20 protein-coding genes are annotated in these 16,909 nt (G+C 59.1%); 14 read left to right on the forward strand and 6 right to left on the reverse strand.

Going from position 1 to position 16,909, the window contains the following annotated elements; all coding sequences use genetic code 11:
- The first annotated feature begins 3 nt into the window (after positions 1-3).
- Positions 4-966, forward strand: a complete 963-nt coding sequence (locus AWB82_RS08920) for a DUF4238 domain-containing protein (protein WP_086966770.1) — start codon at positions 4-6, stop codon at positions 964-966.
- A 224-nt stretch (positions 967-1,190) separates the two neighbouring features.
- On the opposite strand, the gene AWB82_RS08925 is transcribed toward AWB82_RS08920, so the two are convergent.
- From AWB82_RS08925 to AWB82_RS08935, 3 genes are all read right to left on the reverse strand, one after another.
- A complete protein-coding gene (locus AWB82_RS08925) occupies positions 1,191-1,439 on the reverse strand; it encodes a hypothetical protein (RefSeq protein ID WP_077161692.1) in 249 nt (82 codons plus the stop codon).
- On the reverse strand, positions 1,440-4,559 hold the full coding sequence (locus tag AWB82_RS08930; RefSeq protein ID WP_200818071.1) for an SNF2-related protein: 3,120 nt from the start codon (positions 4,557-4,559) through the stop codon (positions 1,440-1,442).
- Between the two features lie 63 nt (positions 4,560-4,622).
- Positions 4,623-5,417 (reverse strand): hypothetical protein, encoded by a 795-nt coding sequence (locus AWB82_RS08935; protein WP_086966771.1) that lies wholly within the window; start codon positions 5,415-5,417, stop codon positions 4,623-4,625.
- A 427-nt stretch (positions 5,418-5,844) separates the two neighbouring features.
- Between AWB82_RS08935 and AWB82_RS08940 the strand changes: the two genes are divergently transcribed.
- From AWB82_RS08940 to AWB82_RS37600, 9 genes are all read left to right on the forward strand, one after another.
- Positions 5,845-6,291, forward strand: coding sequence for a hypothetical protein (locus AWB82_RS08940; RefSeq protein ID WP_077161689.1), 447 nt, complete (start codon positions 5,845-5,847; stop codon positions 6,289-6,291).
- A gap of 35 nt (positions 6,292-6,326) precedes the next feature.
- Positions 6,327-6,656: a hypothetical protein gene (locus tag AWB82_RS08945; protein ID WP_086966772.1), complete on the forward strand. Its 330-nt coding sequence runs from the start codon at positions 6,327-6,329 to the stop codon at positions 6,654-6,656.
- On the forward strand, positions 6,640-7,851 hold the full coding sequence (locus AWB82_RS08950; RefSeq protein ID WP_235023236.1) for a DUF1173 family protein: 1,212 nt from the start codon (positions 6,640-6,642) through the stop codon (positions 7,849-7,851). Before AWB82_RS08945 ends, AWB82_RS08950 begins: the two co-directional genes overlap by 17 nt.
- Positions 7,852-7,904: 53 nt before the next feature.
- Positions 7,905-8,414, forward strand: coding sequence for a hypothetical protein (locus tag AWB82_RS08955; RefSeq protein WP_235023237.1), 510 nt, complete (start codon positions 7,905-7,907; stop codon positions 8,412-8,414).
- An 8-nt stretch (positions 8,415-8,422) separates the two neighbouring features.
- A complete protein-coding gene (locus AWB82_RS08960) occupies positions 8,423-8,740 on the forward strand; it encodes a hypothetical protein (protein ID WP_077161686.1) in 318 nt (105 codons plus the stop codon).
- 52 nt (positions 8,741-8,792) lie between these two features.
- Positions 8,793-9,188: a DUF7682 family zinc-binding protein gene (locus tag AWB82_RS08965; RefSeq protein ID WP_061120706.1), complete on the forward strand. Its 396-nt coding sequence runs from the start codon at positions 8,793-8,795 to the stop codon at positions 9,186-9,188.
- A gap of 51 nt (positions 9,189-9,239) precedes the next feature.
- Positions 9,240-9,473: a hypothetical protein gene (locus AWB82_RS08970; RefSeq protein WP_086966774.1), complete on the forward strand. Its 234-nt coding sequence runs from the start codon at positions 9,240-9,242 to the stop codon at positions 9,471-9,473.
- Positions 9,474-9,528: 55 nt separating this feature from the next.
- Positions 9,529-10,194 (forward strand): Lar family restriction alleviation protein, encoded by a 666-nt coding sequence (locus AWB82_RS08975; protein WP_035968627.1) that lies wholly within the window; start codon positions 9,529-9,531, stop codon positions 10,192-10,194.
- Positions 10,195-10,263: 69 nt separating this feature from the next.
- On the forward strand, positions 10,264-10,404 hold the full coding sequence (locus AWB82_RS37600) for a hypothetical protein (RefSeq protein ID WP_159462576.1): 141 nt from the start codon (positions 10,264-10,266) through the stop codon (positions 10,402-10,404).
- Positions 10,405-10,521: 117 nt separating this feature from the next.
- Here AWB82_RS37600 and AWB82_RS08980 read toward each other — a convergent pair whose 3' ends face one another.
- A complete protein-coding gene (locus AWB82_RS08980; protein ID WP_061120707.1) occupies positions 10,522-11,667 on the reverse strand; it encodes an integrase domain-containing protein in 1,146 nt (381 codons plus the stop codon).
- 1,794 nt (positions 11,668-13,461) lie between these two features.
- Here AWB82_RS08980 and AWB82_RS08985 point away from each other — a divergent pair.
- From AWB82_RS08985 to AWB82_RS37610, 4 genes are all read left to right on the forward strand, one after another.
- Positions 13,462-14,493 (forward strand): PRTRC system protein D, encoded by a 1,032-nt coding sequence (locus tag AWB82_RS08985; protein WP_235023238.1) that lies wholly within the window; start codon positions 13,462-13,464, stop codon positions 14,491-14,493.
- On the forward strand, positions 14,490-14,816 hold the full coding sequence (locus AWB82_RS37010) for a hypothetical protein (protein ID WP_143756695.1): 327 nt from the start codon (positions 14,490-14,492) through the stop codon (positions 14,814-14,816). Before AWB82_RS08985 ends, AWB82_RS37010 begins: the two co-directional genes overlap by 4 nt.
- Before the next feature lie 156 nt (positions 14,817-14,972).
- On the forward strand, positions 14,973-15,125 hold the full coding sequence (locus AWB82_RS37605) for a hypothetical protein (RefSeq protein WP_159462577.1): 153 nt from the start codon (positions 14,973-14,975) through the stop codon (positions 15,123-15,125).
- Positions 15,112-15,348 carry a hypothetical protein gene (locus tag AWB82_RS37610; protein WP_061120708.1) on the forward strand — a complete coding sequence of 79 codons (237 nt, stop codon included), beginning with the start codon at positions 15,112-15,114 and terminating at the stop codon, positions 15,346-15,348. Before AWB82_RS37605 ends, AWB82_RS37610 begins: the two co-directional genes overlap by 14 nt.
- Positions 15,349-15,414: 66 nt before the next feature.
- Here the strand turns inward: AWB82_RS37610 and AWB82_RS08995 are convergent, their stop codons facing one another.
- The gene (locus tag AWB82_RS08995) at positions 15,415-15,639 is read right to left on the reverse strand and encodes a hypothetical protein (RefSeq protein WP_035511697.1); all 225 of its coding nucleotides are present in this window, start codon (positions 15,637-15,639) and stop codon (positions 15,415-15,417) included.
- Positions 15,640-15,749: 110 nt separating this feature from the next.
- Positions 15,750-16,832 carry a DUF7146 domain-containing protein gene (locus AWB82_RS09000; RefSeq protein ID WP_086966776.1) on the reverse strand — a complete coding sequence of 361 codons (1,083 nt, stop codon included), beginning with the start codon at positions 16,830-16,832 and terminating at the stop codon, positions 15,750-15,752.
- Positions 16,833-16,909: the final 77 nt, after the last annotated feature.

Here is a 16,909-nt window from a genome sequence, read left to right on the forward strand (position 1 = left end):
TTCGTGACAAACGGCAATGGCGGCGGAGCCCGAAGACATCATTATGTCCCGCAGTGCTATCTGAAACGATTCACGTCTACCGGTAGCAAGAAAGCGCAGATATTCGTTCTGGATGCGCAGACCCAGCGGTCGTTCGTCACCACCCCGCAAAATGTCGCGGCGGAACGGGACTTCAATCGGATTGAGCTCGACGGTGAAGACCCTAACCTGATCGAATCGAGCTATGCAGAGTTTGAGGCGAGGGTCGCGCCGGCGCTTGTCCGTACAGATGCACGGGGCAGCTTCACAGACGACGCCGACAAGGCGCTGATCCTCGAACTCGTCGCGATCCTGGCTGTGCGCAACCCGGGCCGCAGGGAAGCGATGCGCCGATTCCAGGAAGAAACCCATCGCAGGATGATGGAACTTCTCGTCGCAGACCAGGGGCGATGGGAAACGCGGCGGCAACGAGCAATGGATGCCGGGTTTGTGGATGAGAACAACGTCACCTTCGAGCAAGCCCGTGACTTCGTCGAGCGTGGTGACTTCACTATCGAAGTACCAACCACAACTCATGTCCAGCAGGAACTCAGATCACTCACCGTGGTGTACAACCTACTCCAAGATCGGAGTTGGGTCGTATTGCGTGCCGCGCCCGAATCTGGCGGTTTCGTTACCTCCGATCACCCGGTGACGCTGTTCTGGAACGATCCGGAAATTGAAGGCGTTTTTTTCCCGCCAGGCTTCGGGCATCGCGATACATCCGTTTTCTGTCCCATCTCGAAAAATCTGGCCATTCGCGGATGCTTTGACGACCGGGAAGGGACGGCGGACATGCCGGCAGAAATCGTTGCGGCGATCAACCAAAGAACGATCTTCTGCGCCGGCAGACAAGTCTATGCTGAGAACGAGCGTTTTCGATTCATCGATCAAGACGGCGTTTTGCGCCATGGAAGAGACTTGCTGACCCTGCTCACCGAACAGTAATTAGGAGATCACAGGCTAAGAAGTTATTACCTGGCATCGCCTACCGAACGATGCAATAGGACTTCTGGGAAGGTGTCGAAGGTCTGCTTTTATGAAGCGCGAAAGTCGGCTCGGGGTCGCATACAGCCCTTTCCCGAAGTCCCACGAAGAACAAAAAAACCCGGCTCGAGAGCCGGGTTTGATTAAAGGATGTGACGAGTGGCATCCGAGGATGCCACCGTGTCTTATGCCGCCGCGCCAGTCGGGGGCGGCATCGATCGAGACAGCAGAGTCGTGACCGCGCCCGCCAACGTCCACTCGCCAAACTGTTGCTCATGGCTTTCATGGACGAGACGGTCAAGGCACAGCACCTCGACGCCATCGACTTGTACCTTGCCAAGGACTTTCGCCAGCACCGCGCGATTGGAGCCTTCACGTTTAACCGTGACGACGCCCTCCCCGACCACCACATACACGTTTGAGTCTTTCGGCATTTACGCTGCCTCCTTTAAAAGTTTGCGCATGTCACCGGACGTTTCGGCCGACAGCAACGCGAGGTCATCGACAAAACGATCTAGCAGGGAGTCCATATGAAGGAAGGTCTCGTCGTCCAGTTCCGGCGTCGCCCAGTCCAGCCCCGCCTGCGTCGCATCACGTTTGTGCGCGACCATTTGGTCCTGGTACTCGTCGATGCTCCCGGGCAGGTGGAAATAGACCACCTTCAACACGCCCTTCCGGTTCCATCGCAGCGCGCGCCGCATCGCCTGATACTCGATGCGCCACGTCCACGAGCGGTCGTAGAAGAGGATGTAGTCGGCGTTCGGCAAGTTATAGCCCGCGCGGCCCGATGCCTTGGTTGCCATCAGACCAGTTGCCAGTCCGCCCAAGAAGCGCTTGTCCTTATCGGCCACGCGACGCTTGATCGGGATCTCGCCATGAAACGGGACAGTCTGCATACCATGCGCATCCAGCTCGCGCGCCAGAAGATCAAGCACGCCCGGGTTTTCGGCGAACACGATTGCTTGCTTGCCTTCGGCCGCAATCGCTCTCATCCGGGCCACGATCGCGCGCTGCTTGCTCGTCAGCCCACCGATGTACTCCACGCCCTCCATCCCGAACTGCGGATAGTTGGCGGCGAAGTGAACCGCGCGGATACGAGCGAGGATCGTCACCAGGTTGCACGCTTTTTTGTCATCGCGCGATGAGCGATACCAATCGGCGAACTCGTCAGCAGCGCGCAGGTACGCGGCCAGATGCCCGCGATCCCAGTCGACCGTTTCCACCTCGAACTGCGGCGGCTCGATCTGGATGTAGCGCGACACCTCAGGCTCGGCGACCAGCCGACGCTTGATATGTGGCGCGAGCATCGCCCGGTACAGGTGCAGGTTGCCGATCTTGGGCACCTCGCGCTTCGCCCCGTCCTGCAGGCTCTCCGCGAACTGCCACGTCACCCACTCCAGCACCACGAAGTCATCCCTGAATCGATCGACGCCGCGCATCGCGTATTCCACCGAGTTGATCCAGTTCTGCTCGAGATAGCCCACGCGATAGCCATAAGGTTGAGCCGCCGTTCCGTCACCACCGGAAAACGCGATTAGACCAAACGCATCTCTCGGGTAGTTCGGGATGGGACTTCCCGTCAAAACAAACCGTCGCCGCGCCGAAAGCTGCCAAAGCGCGCGGCTCTGATCGCTCGTAGGGTTGGCGAGGCGCTCGCCTTCGTCGGCCACCAGCAGGCCGATGCGACGCCGCAGTCGATGCGCATATGTCACGCGCGCAGATGCGGCTTTGTCCACCGGCATACGCAGGCGCTCATACGAGATGAGGTTGATTCGCCGGAGGTCACCAAGGTCCGCCGCCGATTCGATTACCTTCACCTGATCGGCCGCGATCGGCAACTGGTCGATCTCCTTCAACATCTCCTCGATGAGCCGGGACTCAACAACGATGAGGCCGTGCTTCACACCGGAGACGAGGATCAGCGCCAACGCGAGCCGGGACTTGCCGCATCCCTGCTCCCACGCAACGACGCAACCGGTCGGCTTCAACAGCGTTTCAACTAGATCATCGACCTGAAACTCCCAGTCGAGCCACTGATCGACGCCGAGCACCTTTACGCGCGACCGGAGCGCTGCGGCTTGCTCGGGAAAGCGCGCGCACAGACCTTCGTGCACCACTTCCCACCCCTCGCTGACGTTCTCGACCGCGAACCGCGCATTGAGCTCGTCAACAGACAGGTGGTACCAGACGCCATGCAGCGCGTATCGGTAGCGCCCGTCGGCTTCGCGATCAAACTGGACCTCGTCACCCGCTTTGATGAGCGGACTGGCCCAGCGCGTCGCGTCGACCTTGTGGGTCTCCTTCGCGATGCCCGACACCTGATCTCGCGATCCGGCGCCGGTCGTCCACGCGACGTGCCTCAGCGGTATTGCTTGGCGCACGCTACGTTGCATGCGTCTGCGGAAGTGCTCCATGAAGCCGGGCGCGAGTTGCGGGTTGCCACCGACGCTGCGGATTCGATCGAGCAACTGACCGAAGGCCTCGACGGGATCGTCTTGCACCAGATACGTCTCCATATCTAGCAAGCCTTGCCCGGAGTAACGGAAGCCACGCGGCAGCCGGTGGCCGTCGCGCGAGTAGATGCGCTTCACAAGAACCGTGTTGAGCACCATCGCTTCGTTGAAGCCACACGCAAAGGACAAGCGAATGCGCCGGCCATCGTGCGACACCATGACCGACTTGTCGCCCGTGACGGCACGCGTGATGAACGGCACGCTGTCATCGAGCTTCTGCAGTCGCAACCGGGCTTCCCCGAAGGAACGATCCTCGAAGTGCAGCCCGATATCCGGGCCAGGCTTCGCCAGATTGTCGACGACCGCCCGCACGAAGTCAGAGGGACGATCGCGATAACGGTCAAACACCACCACGGCCGTGCGCACGTTCGCGCCTTCGAGCTTAAACGCGTCGCCTGGAAGTTCGAACAGGCCAGCCGCGCGGCGCTTCAAGCGGTCGCCCTGCTCGCCCGCGATCATCGACTCGGCAGTCGTGATCGGCAGGAGCGCGACGACGATGTTCGCCGCCTCCAGCGCCTGATGCACGGCGTAGTCGTGGCTCAACGCGCTGGTGTGCGCGCCGTACCGGCCCCACGTCGTGCATTCCAGCGTCTGCAGATGCGGCGACTCGAGATGGATTGAGAACGGCGGATTGATCAGTGCGATATCGAAGCGCGCCGGATGGATGTCTTCCATACCGGCTTGCCGGAACTCGCAATGAAACCCCGCGTCCTCAAACACCTTCTGGCACTGCTGGATGACGTCAGCGTGGACGTCGACGCCGTACACGGCATGGCGTTCCGGGTCTGCGTACTGAAGCAGCCGGCCGGAGCCGACCGAGTTATCCAGGATGCGGATAAGCCGATTGACCTTCCAGCCGCTCACGAAGCTCCACATAAACGCCGCAATGGCGTCGGGCGTGAAAAACTGCCCGAGGTGCTGACGCCGTGCCGCGGCCAGCTCGCCCTGATGGGCGACGGACGGCGCCTGCGATCCCAAACTTCTGATCGCACGCAACGGCTCATACCAATCCCGCTCGAACGAAAAGAGATCTCTCTGCATGAAATGCCTCTAGAAATAAAAAGACCCGCCGAAGCGGGTCGAAAGGATGGAACGGTGAACGCTTTAGTAGCGGTCGCGCGAGGCGAGGTACTTGGCGCCAAACTCACTAATGAAGAGGGACAACGCGTCACCCACGTCGTGAGCGAACTTGAACTGCCACTTGTCGTTGAACAGCACGATCTCCAGCCCCGCGAACGACAGCTTCTCGCGAGTGGAAAAAGTCAGTCGGTGGACGCTGAAGTTGCGCAGTTGCATCGCCAGCGCGCCGAACTGATGCTTCTTCGCGAAGGTCGCCAAGCCGTCAAAGGTTGTGGCGACCGCCTGCTGAGAGGAGTAATAGACCTCGCGTTGCCCCTTCGAATGGAAGCACGACTGGGAGGTGACGCGCTTTTCAAGGATCACCGCGCTGCTCGTGCGCTTGATCTCGCTATCGGGCTTCAGCCAGAAGCCGTCGATGATGGCCTTGGCTGCCTGCTCGAACGCAACGCGCTCGCCAGCTTCACCGCCGAAGGTCCGCTCGAGGTGTTGCCAGAAGCCGTCCAAGTCAGGGATCTTGTTTTTCCTCAGATCCTCTTCGATATCGAGGCCGCATCGGTCGAGTTCGCGACTCTGGTCAATCTCGATTCTGCCGCCGGCGGGCGCGAACTTGCGGCTTGCCTCCATCACAAGCCGGGACAGCACCCTACGACAGAACGTGTTGAGCTCGCGTTCGACCTTGTATTCGCTGCGCACTTCCATCGCCGAATACTCGGTCAGCCCGTCTGCGAAGACATCGCGCTCCGCCTGAACGACGGCGCGATAGGCCACTGCTGCTGCCGTTTGGGCCGTCTTGAACTGCTCGATCAGTTGTGTGTACATGCGATTGCTCCATGGAATGAGCAGGCGCACGCCCGCGAAGGGGACATGCCCCTGCGGGTTGAAAAAGGAAATTGATTGCGCGGTGAGCTTGCTAAGCGCCGCATCGTCGATGCGCTAGAAGCGCGGGTGATACTGCAACAGTACATGCACGAGGTTCCGCCGCTGACACGAAAGGCGATCTTTTCATGGTGTCTTTCGTGCTAAGGCCTGAAAACCTTATCCACAGTTTCTGTGGCTAACCTTGGGGATAACCTCAGCCGCCGCCCGATGTTTGCGATACATCCGCGGTCGGCGGAAAACGCGTGAGCGCGCGCATCCTCCTCAAAAGGCGCAACGATTTCGGTCCCTTTCGCCGGTCCGCCGCTGGCCTGCTGAGATCAGAATTCCGAGGTGCACGCGCGTGCGTGCAATCCCTTCGAGCACGTCCATGAAAGTAAGTCACATTGCGACCATCGCGCTCCTTAGTGCCTCAGCCATCGGCATGACCGGAGCGGTCAGCGTTGTCGCGCGCCAATTCACGATCGAACGTTCAGCCGTTCAGGTCGTTGTTGATACCAGCATCGCCGCACGACTCCAGGGCTTGTCCGACGCGATGGAACACGTCCCGGCCGCTGGCCGTCCGTCGCTGCTGTCGAAATACGGCTTCAGGGACGAGACGGCGCTTGCTGCAGCACTAGCAGCTCAGCGACGTGACCTGGACTCAGCAGAGAAACTGCGCGCTGCGGAACTCGCTGCCAACGAAAAGCGCTTGGCCGCTTTGCTGGCGGCATGTGGCCTCAGTGCGATTGTCGCCATCATGGGAGCCGTTGCGCTCTACGACGCGCACGTGGCTCGCGGCCGAGTGACGCGCGAAGCCGACACCGTTGCCGCCTAGCGCCGTGCCATCCAACCTCGCTTTACCGATACAAGATGAATCTGATCGTTGTTAGCTTCGAGGACTTCACGAAGGACCCCGCCGGCGCGCGTGCTGACTCGGTACCGTCTCCCGGCTTCCCAGACAGCTGGATCGACGCGTTGGTCGGAACGGGCTCCGTTTTCTCGCGTGATGAAGCAGCGCCCGGCGCTGTAAAGACGATCGGCCTTCGCTTTCCTAGCGGCGAGCACGCCGAGCAGTTTTGCCTGAGCGTACGCAAAGTGGCCAATCTCCTCGGGACCCGGGCAGATATACACAAGGTTCCTGCGCATCAGGTGGACCTGACACTGAGCGAGGCCTCAAGACATCGTGCAAGTGTCATTTGACGGACTCACCGTCGCACTGGAAGACGTACAAGACAACCCGGCGCGGTACGCACGCCAGCTCGAACGCGCAAAGAAGTCACCGGGCTACGCTGTATGCCGCTGCCAGGAGCGCGTCGCGGGCAGACTCTTGCGCCTCGTTGTGCGACGCTACGGCGCGCTTTTTCATCTCGCAAGATGGCCTGACGACGGGCCCAACCACGACGAGATCTCATGTCCGTTCTATGCCGCGGCGCCCATCAAAGATGGAAGAACGCCCGACGCCCTCAGTGCGATCCAGCAAACGCCCGCAGGGCTGAACGTCAAGCTCGACGCCTCGCTATCTGTTCGAACGCTCGAACGGTCGATACGCGCTGAAGGCGGCTCCTCGCTCACCACCACAACTCGCCGCGCCGCACCGCTCCTCGGGTTTCTGCAACGCGTTTGGCTCGAGGCCAACTTGCACGTCTGGCAAGGAGGTTCTACGCGCGGTTGGAGTCAGTGCAACGCACAGCTTGTGGCCGCTCTTGGCGATGGCAAGCTTAACGGCAAGCCCATCCACGAGGTCTTGCATGTCATGCGTCGACACGACGAGAACCAAGCTCAATCCATTGTCGCCGAGTTCAATGCGTTTCTAGACGAGATCACGACCACACCTCAAGCTTCTCAACGCCGATTGGTGCTCGGCGAGCTCCGCGGCGTGGTGGCCTCGAAGTACGGCTTCGTCGTCGCGCTGCGTCAAACGAAGCGCACATTCTTCGCCTCCACACCCGTTATCGAATCGGCCGCCGCGTCGTTCAGGTCCGCCTGGGCGATGACGGGTAACGCTAGCGCGCGCGTCGTGATTCTCGCCTTGATCGAGCGGACAAGGGACGGAAATCTTCGGATCATCGACCTTGCGCTGCAACTGTGCAGCAGCAGTTTCGTTCCCTGCGATTCGAGCTATGAGGTAGAGATGGCCAACCGGCTCGTTGCCGAGCGCCGACGTTTCATCAAGCCTTTGAGGCTCGAGGCCGGCGACGTCATGCTGCCCGACTTTCAACTGACCGATACCCGACAGCCGACGGCGATCGAAATTTATGGGATGCAAGGCAATGAGCAATACCTTGCCCGCAAGAAAGAGAAACAGGTGCTGTACGCGCGCGCCGCAACGCCGTGCGTTGAGTGGATACCGCCGGCCGACCTCGCGTCAGTACGGCTTCCTAAACCGTTGACTTGACCGTCGCTCCTTATAGGGTACTTTGAGCGCATTCTTAGTGCTGCGCAAATGATATGGCCTCGAACTCGTTCTTTCTGAATCGTGCAGTCGCGCGTAACGCCGACTGGCAAGTGAACTACCCCGCGCTGGCGATGGCAAGCACCATTGACGCGGTCGACGAACGACGCAAGCAGATCGTTGTTGCTGCGACGGACCAAACGTCCCTGCGCGCGGTGTTCTTCAGCTCCCTCGGTGCAATACTCGACTTTCACGCGACTTGGGACGAACTGGAGCGGTCAGGCAAGGGATGGCTCGCTTTTACCATCCGTTGGAACCGGTGGTGGTTGCCCAATGTTGCTCACGTTGCATCGTTGGAGCAGCACGCGTTCGCACCAACCGACCTCCGTTTCGCGAACCGGGACCTGGGGGTCGCGCCCGGTGATACCGCGTCCTTTCGAGAATTTCTCGATGCCGTTGAACTTCACTATCGTCGCGACGCTGCCATCTCCAGCGTGCTGTTTCCGCCCAACGCCAGCACAGCCGTCGATATCTCGCGCATCGATACGCCCGGGCGTAATTTATAACTGCGTCGATGCGCAAGGTCATTCCGTTCGAAAGGCGAGCCGTCGCCACTAACGCGCTCGCCGGTGCTGAGGCGAAGTGCGTACATCGCAACCTCCGACTTGTCGAACGCGGCGGTATCGTCATGTGCGCCGATTGTGATGCCACGCTCAGTCCTTTTTGGGCGCTGTCGATGCTGTCCGAGCAGTACGCATTAGCGATGGGGCACATCGACCGGCTCAAATCTCGCATCCAGCTCGCCGACGCACGGATCCTGGAGCTATCGCAGGAGCTCGATGCGATCTCACCGGGCGAAAGAAGCCTGAATAAGTCGTCTACCGACACTTGACCAACCGTCGAACAATGGTGCAATAGGGTCACCAACGACTTAGGAATGCACCATGAAACGAAACTTCGAATGCGGTCACAGCGGCAAGGGAAAATACTGCCACGCGTGCGCAGCTGCTGAGAACCAGAAGGCACAGCGCCGTCTCGCGCTCGAGGAGAAGCGCACTGCGAAGCGCCTCTCGACGACCGACGATCCGATCGACCTATCCATGGTGCGGCACCTGTCGGCCGTACAACGAGAGGCAAGAGACCTGCTCGCGAAGGTCAGTAGCGGCGTGCATCCATTCTCGCTCGACGGAAAGTACATCAAGTCCTCGGCTGGCAAGCTGGTTTCCGTGCCGGTCGGCCGATCCTATCGCCTGCTCTTTGACGCCCCCTCACTCGCACCGTTACGCTTGGTCAGTCACGAAGACTACAATGGGATTGCGGCGAACCGCGTAGCGGCATGACGTTTTCCGACTGACGCCTTGCGCCGTAATCCTCTCAAGGAGGTACTCGCGATGAAGGTCCGTCCAGTTTTGGCGTTGAGAACCGCGATCAACGCACTACGCGACATCGTCGAAAGTAAGCGCATGCCAAACGGCATCCCGCTAAGCGACGACGAACGCGAGTTGCATCGACTGTCTGCCGATGAACTCGAGAAGCAACTGATGGCACTGGAAAGATCTAGTTGGCCGGCTGGAAAGGTGACTTTCGGCGAGCGCGGTCAGGCGCCCTCACGCCGGTCGCTATAATTCACGGCGGCTTACAAAACTAGAACCGCCGGCGAGCCGGCGACAGGACAGCGCCATGACTGACGAACTTTTTCCCTGCGACCATTGCGGCGGAAAGTGGTCTTTCGGATTCTCCCAGCGATTAGTCGGCCGTCCGTCGGCTCCGAAGCGTGACTTCGCTGGCCTTGGCAACAGCCTGGCGCCGCCCATGCAAGACATGGAACCGCGCTCACCGTACGACGTCCCTTACGAGAAGGTCTGCTGCATTTTCTGCGAAGAATGCGGGATGCAGACGCCTTGGATACCGATCGGCAACGACCGCTACGCGGCACTGGATAAGGCCGGCGAGATTTGGAATGCACGGATGCGGCGGCCAAAAGCCACCGAGGGAGATCTGCTTCAGCTTGTCAGGAAAGAAATTAGCGCGGTCGACGCTGCTTACCTAATTGACCTTCTCTCGAGGAACGAAGACGACTGGCAGAATCGCGGGCCCATCTTTCAAATGCTCGCCAAGAAAATCGTCGACAGCAAAGTCACAATGAGCGAGTTCTGGCCAGTCGACACAGTCCTCCGCGATGCGGCGCGATATCGAAAGCTCCAGCAGCTAGCGAAGCGCATATATATTGACGGAATCGCTTCGGTCCAGTTTCCCCGGATTCCCGCGACAGGCGGTGACGAAGGCAACTTTGAGAACAGCGTCAACGAGGCGGTCGATGACCTCCCCGACCGCAACCGCTGGTGACTTGACTTCGTTTAGCGACGGTCATACTGAGTGGACCTAGCAACTAGACACGACAAACAAGGACCGTATATGTCGCCCATTCAGTACATCGTCGTCGCCTACCGGCTCCGCAACAAACTCGCGCCGCAGCTTTTAACCGTGCTCGCCCTCGGCGTCATTCTGACGTATCACGCGATGACAAGTCCGCAGTTGGGCTGGCTCTTGGGCTGAAAAGCGCATAAAGACGCTCCCCGGAGAGCGTCCCGTTTTTGTAGCGCGAAAAACCAAGTCGTTGAAATTAAAGAACAAAACTACTGTTACAAAACGTGCCGAATATGCACATCCCCCTTATTCGGCACGCTTTTCGCATTGTAAAATGCGGTATAGGCCCGTTCTTGAGATGCCGAGCGCGTTCGCGGCTGCCTTTTTATTGCCATCGCTTGCAGCCAGTGCCTCCTGGACCTGTTCAATTGTCGGCTTAGGCGTCTTCAGTCGTCTCTGGACAGAATAGCTGGACAGATAAGCACCGGCCTTTTGCTCTTTGCTATGGCCGGCCGCCTCAACCACGGCTTGCATCGCTTCGCGATGTAGCGCCGGGTCGGCCCTCTGTTCGCTGCCTTTGATCGGCGCAGGAACGCCGGTGTACTTTTCAAACATTTGCTGCAAGAACTGATGCCTTAGGCCGTGGCACGTAACGCCCAAGCCAGACTTCGTTACACCATGGCGTTTGAGAACCGTATAGAAGTGGTCCTTCCACTGAGTCTTGGTATAGCCGTCCGGGATAGTCGAGCCAGTAGACCGGTTGGTATGTTGAGCAGCTTCAAGTAGGACATCCAACTTGAACTCTATCGGCACCACACGAGCACGACCACCTTTTGTGCCGTGGACCACGCTGAGCTTTCCGTCTTTACGGACTGCGTCTTTCGGCCGCAACAGGAGACTCTCTTCGACCCGTAGACCGAAGGCCGCCTGCAGCTTCATTTGCACTGCGACCACGGGTTCCGTCTTCGCGATCTCTTCGATGATAGCTACCGCGTCGATCCCCTTGCCTTCCCATGACTTGTCCTCCGTCGCCACAGAGGTGCGCTGAAAGTCGTGCGCGGCTGGATCAATGTACTCCGACATCTTTTTGACCAGGTTCCGCTTATTGATCCAGTTCGAGAACGCGCGGAAGTACGTCAACTTGTTCTCGATGGTCCCGGGACACTGGCCGTTCTTGTGCCATAGTGCCACCAGACCTTCGATGTGCTTTTCCTTGAGCGCATACGGTGTTTGTATTGCGTAGCCGATCTGGCGAAGCTCAACAAACGAACGGCAAAGCTTTTGCAGTCGGGGCTCCTGCGTCCCGACGGATATCGGCTTATTGCTGACACGGGTACGGCTGTGAACACGGTTGACGTTCGGAGTGAAGATCTTTTCAAGTGCATCCCGGAACGCGGGTGGAAGCTCGGGATAGCCGGCAACGATGCCCTTCACATAGACGGTTACTGTCATTCGGATGCTCCTTCCTCGTTTGTTGATTGCCGCTTTTCATCCACCGCGTAGATTGCTCGGCCCCTCTCGAATGCCAATTCCAACTGACATGACCGCGAAAAACCATCCGGGACGCCGCCATCCGTGCACGTGCCACAAATCCATCCAGCTATCGCCGCATGCCGGAGTGCTCTTCGCTTGGATCGGGTATCGTCGAAACCGTAGGTAATCGACAGCCGCCATAGAGACCACGCAACTTCAGCCTCGAAGGCGTGATCTACCAGCGTGAAAATCCGACGTCGTCGGCTTTGTTTCGGGGCAGTCGGAAAGTGCTGTGTCTGTGTCCCTTGTGCATCGCTTCCGTCTTGGCAGCGCTTCAGTGTCAAGGTGGCGACGCTCGATAACACTTCCGTCCTGGGCGTCCACTCACATAGCAATCGCGTCAGCGCATCAGCGCCTGACCTGTCGATCATCTCAGTGCACATCAGCGCTCGCATTGGTGCGGTACCGGTCCAGCCCACACGACTCAATGGCCATGTATTTCGAGACGACTTCTGCTCGCGAAACGTCATTTCTTAGCGGCTCTACCAACCGCATTCTCCTTTATGCAGACGAGTCAGCAACCGGGCTCAGCTATGAGCGGTGCCCTTCCGTGCCACCGCGCCGCATGCCTCAGGAGCCTATCCCTGGGTCATGCCGCACAGCCGCTGCGTATCCCCGCCGGGTCCTGCCTTCCTGTCCTTTAGCGATTCCATTCGATAGCCCCGCACGTGGAAGAAACGTGCATCGACCTCCGTACTGCTGCGCGCTGCCAGTCGTCACGCTTCGCGTGTTGACTGCCGCTGGTTTGCTGCCGGAGTACTTCCAACGCGGGCCCGCTTCGCGGAATCTCTCGTCGTTGTGTATCTCCTGCTGCTCCAGCAGTCGAACCGCGCACCGCTAAAACTGTGCGATTCGGCTATGCCGCTGCCACGGCTACCGCGCCGGCCCTAGACGCGCTGTTGCGCGCCGGTGTGCCCCGTCTTTGCGACGGCACGACCTCGGCCAAGTGCTCGGTAATCTTCTTGCGCTGCTCTTTTTCCGGGTGCGCCGCCCGTTCGTCTTTCGTACAGGGAGCAACTCGCCGTGTCGGCCTAGCTGGTCCCCCATCCCAAAGCGCGTTCACTCGGTCGCGGTGTATCGGACCTCATGCAACGTACCCAGCGTCGTGTGCTGTAAGGATGCGTCCATCCTCCTTGAGCTGGAAAAAGAGCAGCCACGGACAAGTGTCCGCGCGCTCCCAATCCGTCTCATCTCGGACACTCGGGCAAAACCGCCCGCAAACCCAATGGATATCGCGTGTCCAGCGTCCTCACTTTGGGTCGCTTTGAACTTGATTAGATTAAGAAAAAGGCCGCTTCAATTTGCGGCGGTGACAGAGGGGGTTTTCGCTAGGCAAAGCGGTCCCCTCGATGGTCCTTTTCAGGAGGGTCGATGCGCATGCGCGCGGTTGGTAATTAAAAGAATACCGGCGCGGTGGCGATGCGAAGAGTTAAAAGCTGCCTAAATGTTGCGAGCTTTTGCTTCCTTGACATTGCGCTGCGATCTGTAGAGTTGGACAGGCGTAACGGGGACTTTTCCTACCGATTTCGTCTTGATAACTGACAGATTGAGGCGCTTCACACGGCGGATTCGCCATCTCACCGTTCATGGAGAGCTAACTGACAGTTATCCGGACAGTTTCGACAAAAGGGACCAGCGCGCACGCCCGTCTGCCACTTTTCTGTCAGATAACTAGCAGATGGGTTGAACCTACCGAATTGCTCTGGAGAGAGAATGAACACCATGAAAGTACATGCACCCGTCCTTGCTGTTGACGTCGGATATGGCAACACTAAGATCGCATTCCGCAACGGCTCCGACGTGTCGACCTTTATGTTTCCGTCGCTGACCCCGCCGTACAAGGCGCACACGATCGCCAAAGAAAGCGCGGGTTTGATCACGACGCCCAAGACTGTCGCGGTGGACGTCGAGGGAAAGCGCTATCAGGTCGGTCCCGGCGTGCTGTTGAGCTCGCGAAACGGCGACGCGGGGGCGACACTTAACGACGACTATTGCACGACTGCCAGCTATGCCGCGCTGCTGGCCGGTGCGTTCCACTTCGCGAACATCGCATCGGTCGACCGCCTGGTTCTTGGCCTGCCGATGAGGAATTTCCACACCCACGTTGCTCATTTGCGCAGTGCATTTGCTGGTAATAATGCATACGGCGACGTGGAGTTCGATGTGGGCAGCGTCATCGTGCTTCCGCAGCCTCTCGGCGCATTGGTCAACTTCTCGCGGTACCACGAGTTCGACAAGGAAGACCCGCACCTCATTATTGATGTCGGCTACTTCACTACGGACTGGGTGGTAGCAACCGGGCTGACGATCGACGAAGAGCGCAGCGGCGGCCACCACAGCGGCGCGTCTCACTATTACGAAGCCATCGCCGCAGTCATCAAGGAAAAGCTGCATATCGACACGCAGGGGATTGAGCGGATCGACAAGGCGCTTCGCACGGGATCCACTCTCCTGCTCAACGGGAACGACTATGACTTGCAGGATTTTCTGCCGGCGGCGCAGACGGTTATCGACGCCGCGGTTAAAGCTATTCAAGCAGGCGTGAAGAACACAGTGGACATTCGCTCCATCGTTCTAACTGGTGGCGGTGCGGCTCTGTATAGGTCTGAGATACAAGCGCGGTTTCCCCATTTGAGGATCGACCATATGGCAGAGCCATGCTTCACGAATGTAAGGGGGTTCCTCGCCGCTGGTGAGGCAACGCTGCTGCGCGACAAGAAGCGCAAGGAAGGGGTGCCCGCATGACAGGCGCTTTGGAGATCAAAGTAACAATCAGCGAAATCGCGACGCCAACGTTGTTTGATGCTCTAGTTGCGGTCTCCAATCCGAGGAAACGGGCGGCGCTGCTCAAGCGCTTAGCAGATGATGCTCTGCGGGGCAGCGTCCCGGTTCTTCATGCGGGGGTGACTCCCACGCCGACATCAGCCAACACATCAGCAACAACGGAAGCTGCAATCGGTTCTGCGCGCAGCGAGAGTCCCGTCGCTCCTAAGCGAATCGCGCCAGTGCGCGATGACCAGCCTGACTTCGACTACGCGTTCCTAGCCGAAAACTTGAACGTAGGGTGAGGCGGAGATAGGTCGAGAAGGCACGTGCCGCTTTTCAGCGGCGCTTGCGCTGCCAAATGCGCAGTCGCATGTGCACTCGCCGAAAGCTTGACTTCGCCTAGTCGATGGCAAGATAGGGACGTATATAGTTAAAATCTGCAACGCAACGGAGAAATAATGAGCTTTATCGAAAACTTGGCGCAGCTTGACTGGACACGCGGCGTGCGCATGTGGATTTTCGTGGCTGCCGCGCTGGCTGCTTGCGAGGCAGCATATTTCTGCCATCGCGCTGTGTTCCGCTCACCCGACGAGGTCGATGATGTTCGGTAAATTCTTGGCCTTGCCCTTGGTCGCTCGTCGGGCGCTGACTGCGGGAACTCTTTTCTTCGTCGCGTGCGTCGCTGCTCGCTTGCCGGATACACCGTTATGCAACTGGATCTTTGGGCTCTCGCTCGTCGGTTCTTTCTGGGCTAGCGGCGTGATGGTTCCGGCGATAAAGGTCGCGCTTTATGTGTTCAAAGTTGCCCTGAAAGTTAAGGCTAGTACATGGTGAGCACTGGAAGCTATGGACAAAAAAAAACCCGGCACGTTGGCCGGGTTTTTTTTATAGCGATGGATATCAATGCAGCAGGGTCACCCCTTGTGCGTTCGCCTGTCGACGAATGCAGTAAAACCAAGCAGTGTCCAGCGTGACGCCTTGTTTCTCCAAGCGGGCATGACCGCCACGCTTCCTGTCGATCACGTCATAGGCTTCCGCCTCCGACTTCCCTACTCTGACCGAGCCGTTTTCGACGCCGGAAGTTGCCACGATCTCATACCGGCCAACAATCATGCTGAAGCTCATTTCCTCTTCTCCATTGGAAAAGCTCGGGCGGATTGCGGCCCCAGCGGGGACGAATCCCCACCGGGCAAAAAGTTACTGTTAGCAGCCAAACGGCCGCGGAATCAAACAAATCAAACGTGCAGTGCTTCTCGTTCGTCGCGGCGCACCACCATTCCAACGGCAGGGCGATGCGCTAGTTGAGATGCCGACCACTCGTCAGCGAAGTCGGTTTCCCGCTTCTTAGGACGGTGAACCATAGCCGTGTAGCCTTCAACTCGCAGCCGCTTCGCCAGCTTCAATGCAGCATCGACGCCCGGCGACTTCCCGGTACGCGGGTCGACCGCATCAAAGTCCGCGAAGATATGGACGACGCGGATGCCAAGGCCGTCCGGCACTACGAAATCGGCCAGAAGGATTCGATTCAGGCAATACCAGACCGGAACACCGAACAGCATGTGCGCGGCATACGCCGTCTCGAGACCTTCCGCGACGCCGATTTCGCCATCGACTGGATCCATCAGCCGGACTGCGCCGCCGTTGAGCTTATGAAGCGTCACGTCGTTCAGCTTGGCTGGAAGGATCTCGCCATCGTTAGTGACGATCGACGCCTTCGCCGGTTTTGTGCGTTCAAGGAACGTGCGGTGCAGCGTTCCTAGACGGCCATCCGGCAGCGTGAAGCGAGCGAGGATGCCCGGCCACTGACCGATAACTTTCTTCTCGTGGCGGTAATCGAGCATCGCCATGCGCAGTGCCGCGGACGGCGCCACTGTCAAACCGGGCACCCGTTCGCGCAGGTATCGCGGAACCAGGCCATCGGAACCGACCAGCGTCGCTCGATCCCACATAGAGTCGAGGCGCTTGCGCGCCCACTGAGGATCGACCTTTCGGCCAGGCGCCGGGGCTGCCGGTTGTGCTCGGCTCTGCCGTGCATCGGCCAGACCGCCGCCTTCAAGTTCGATCATGAGTTCGCGGAAGGTCATTCCGGCAGACTTGCAGATGAGCTCGAAGCCGTCGCCGGCTTTTCGGTCGCCGTCGTTGCACTTGCGGCATACCCAGTCGCCCCGACCGCGGTTGTTGTCGTAGGTGAAGCGGTCGTTTCCGCCGCAGATGGGACAGGGTGCGCCCTTCCCAGTCAGTGAGCTTGCGGGCACTCCATACTTCTGGAGCAACGCAATCCACTGTTCCGGGGACAGCTTGACGTCCTTTACATTCATTGTCACTCCAGTTGTGGTGTGGTTGAGGTCGATGCCTGAACAGGCGGTGAAACCGTGCTCAAAGAAGCCGTCCGACT

This window comes from Caballeronia glebae (assembly GCF_001545035.1).
Classification (GTDB): domain Bacteria; phylum Pseudomonadota; class Gammaproteobacteria; order Burkholderiales; family Burkholderiaceae; genus Caballeronia; species Caballeronia glebae.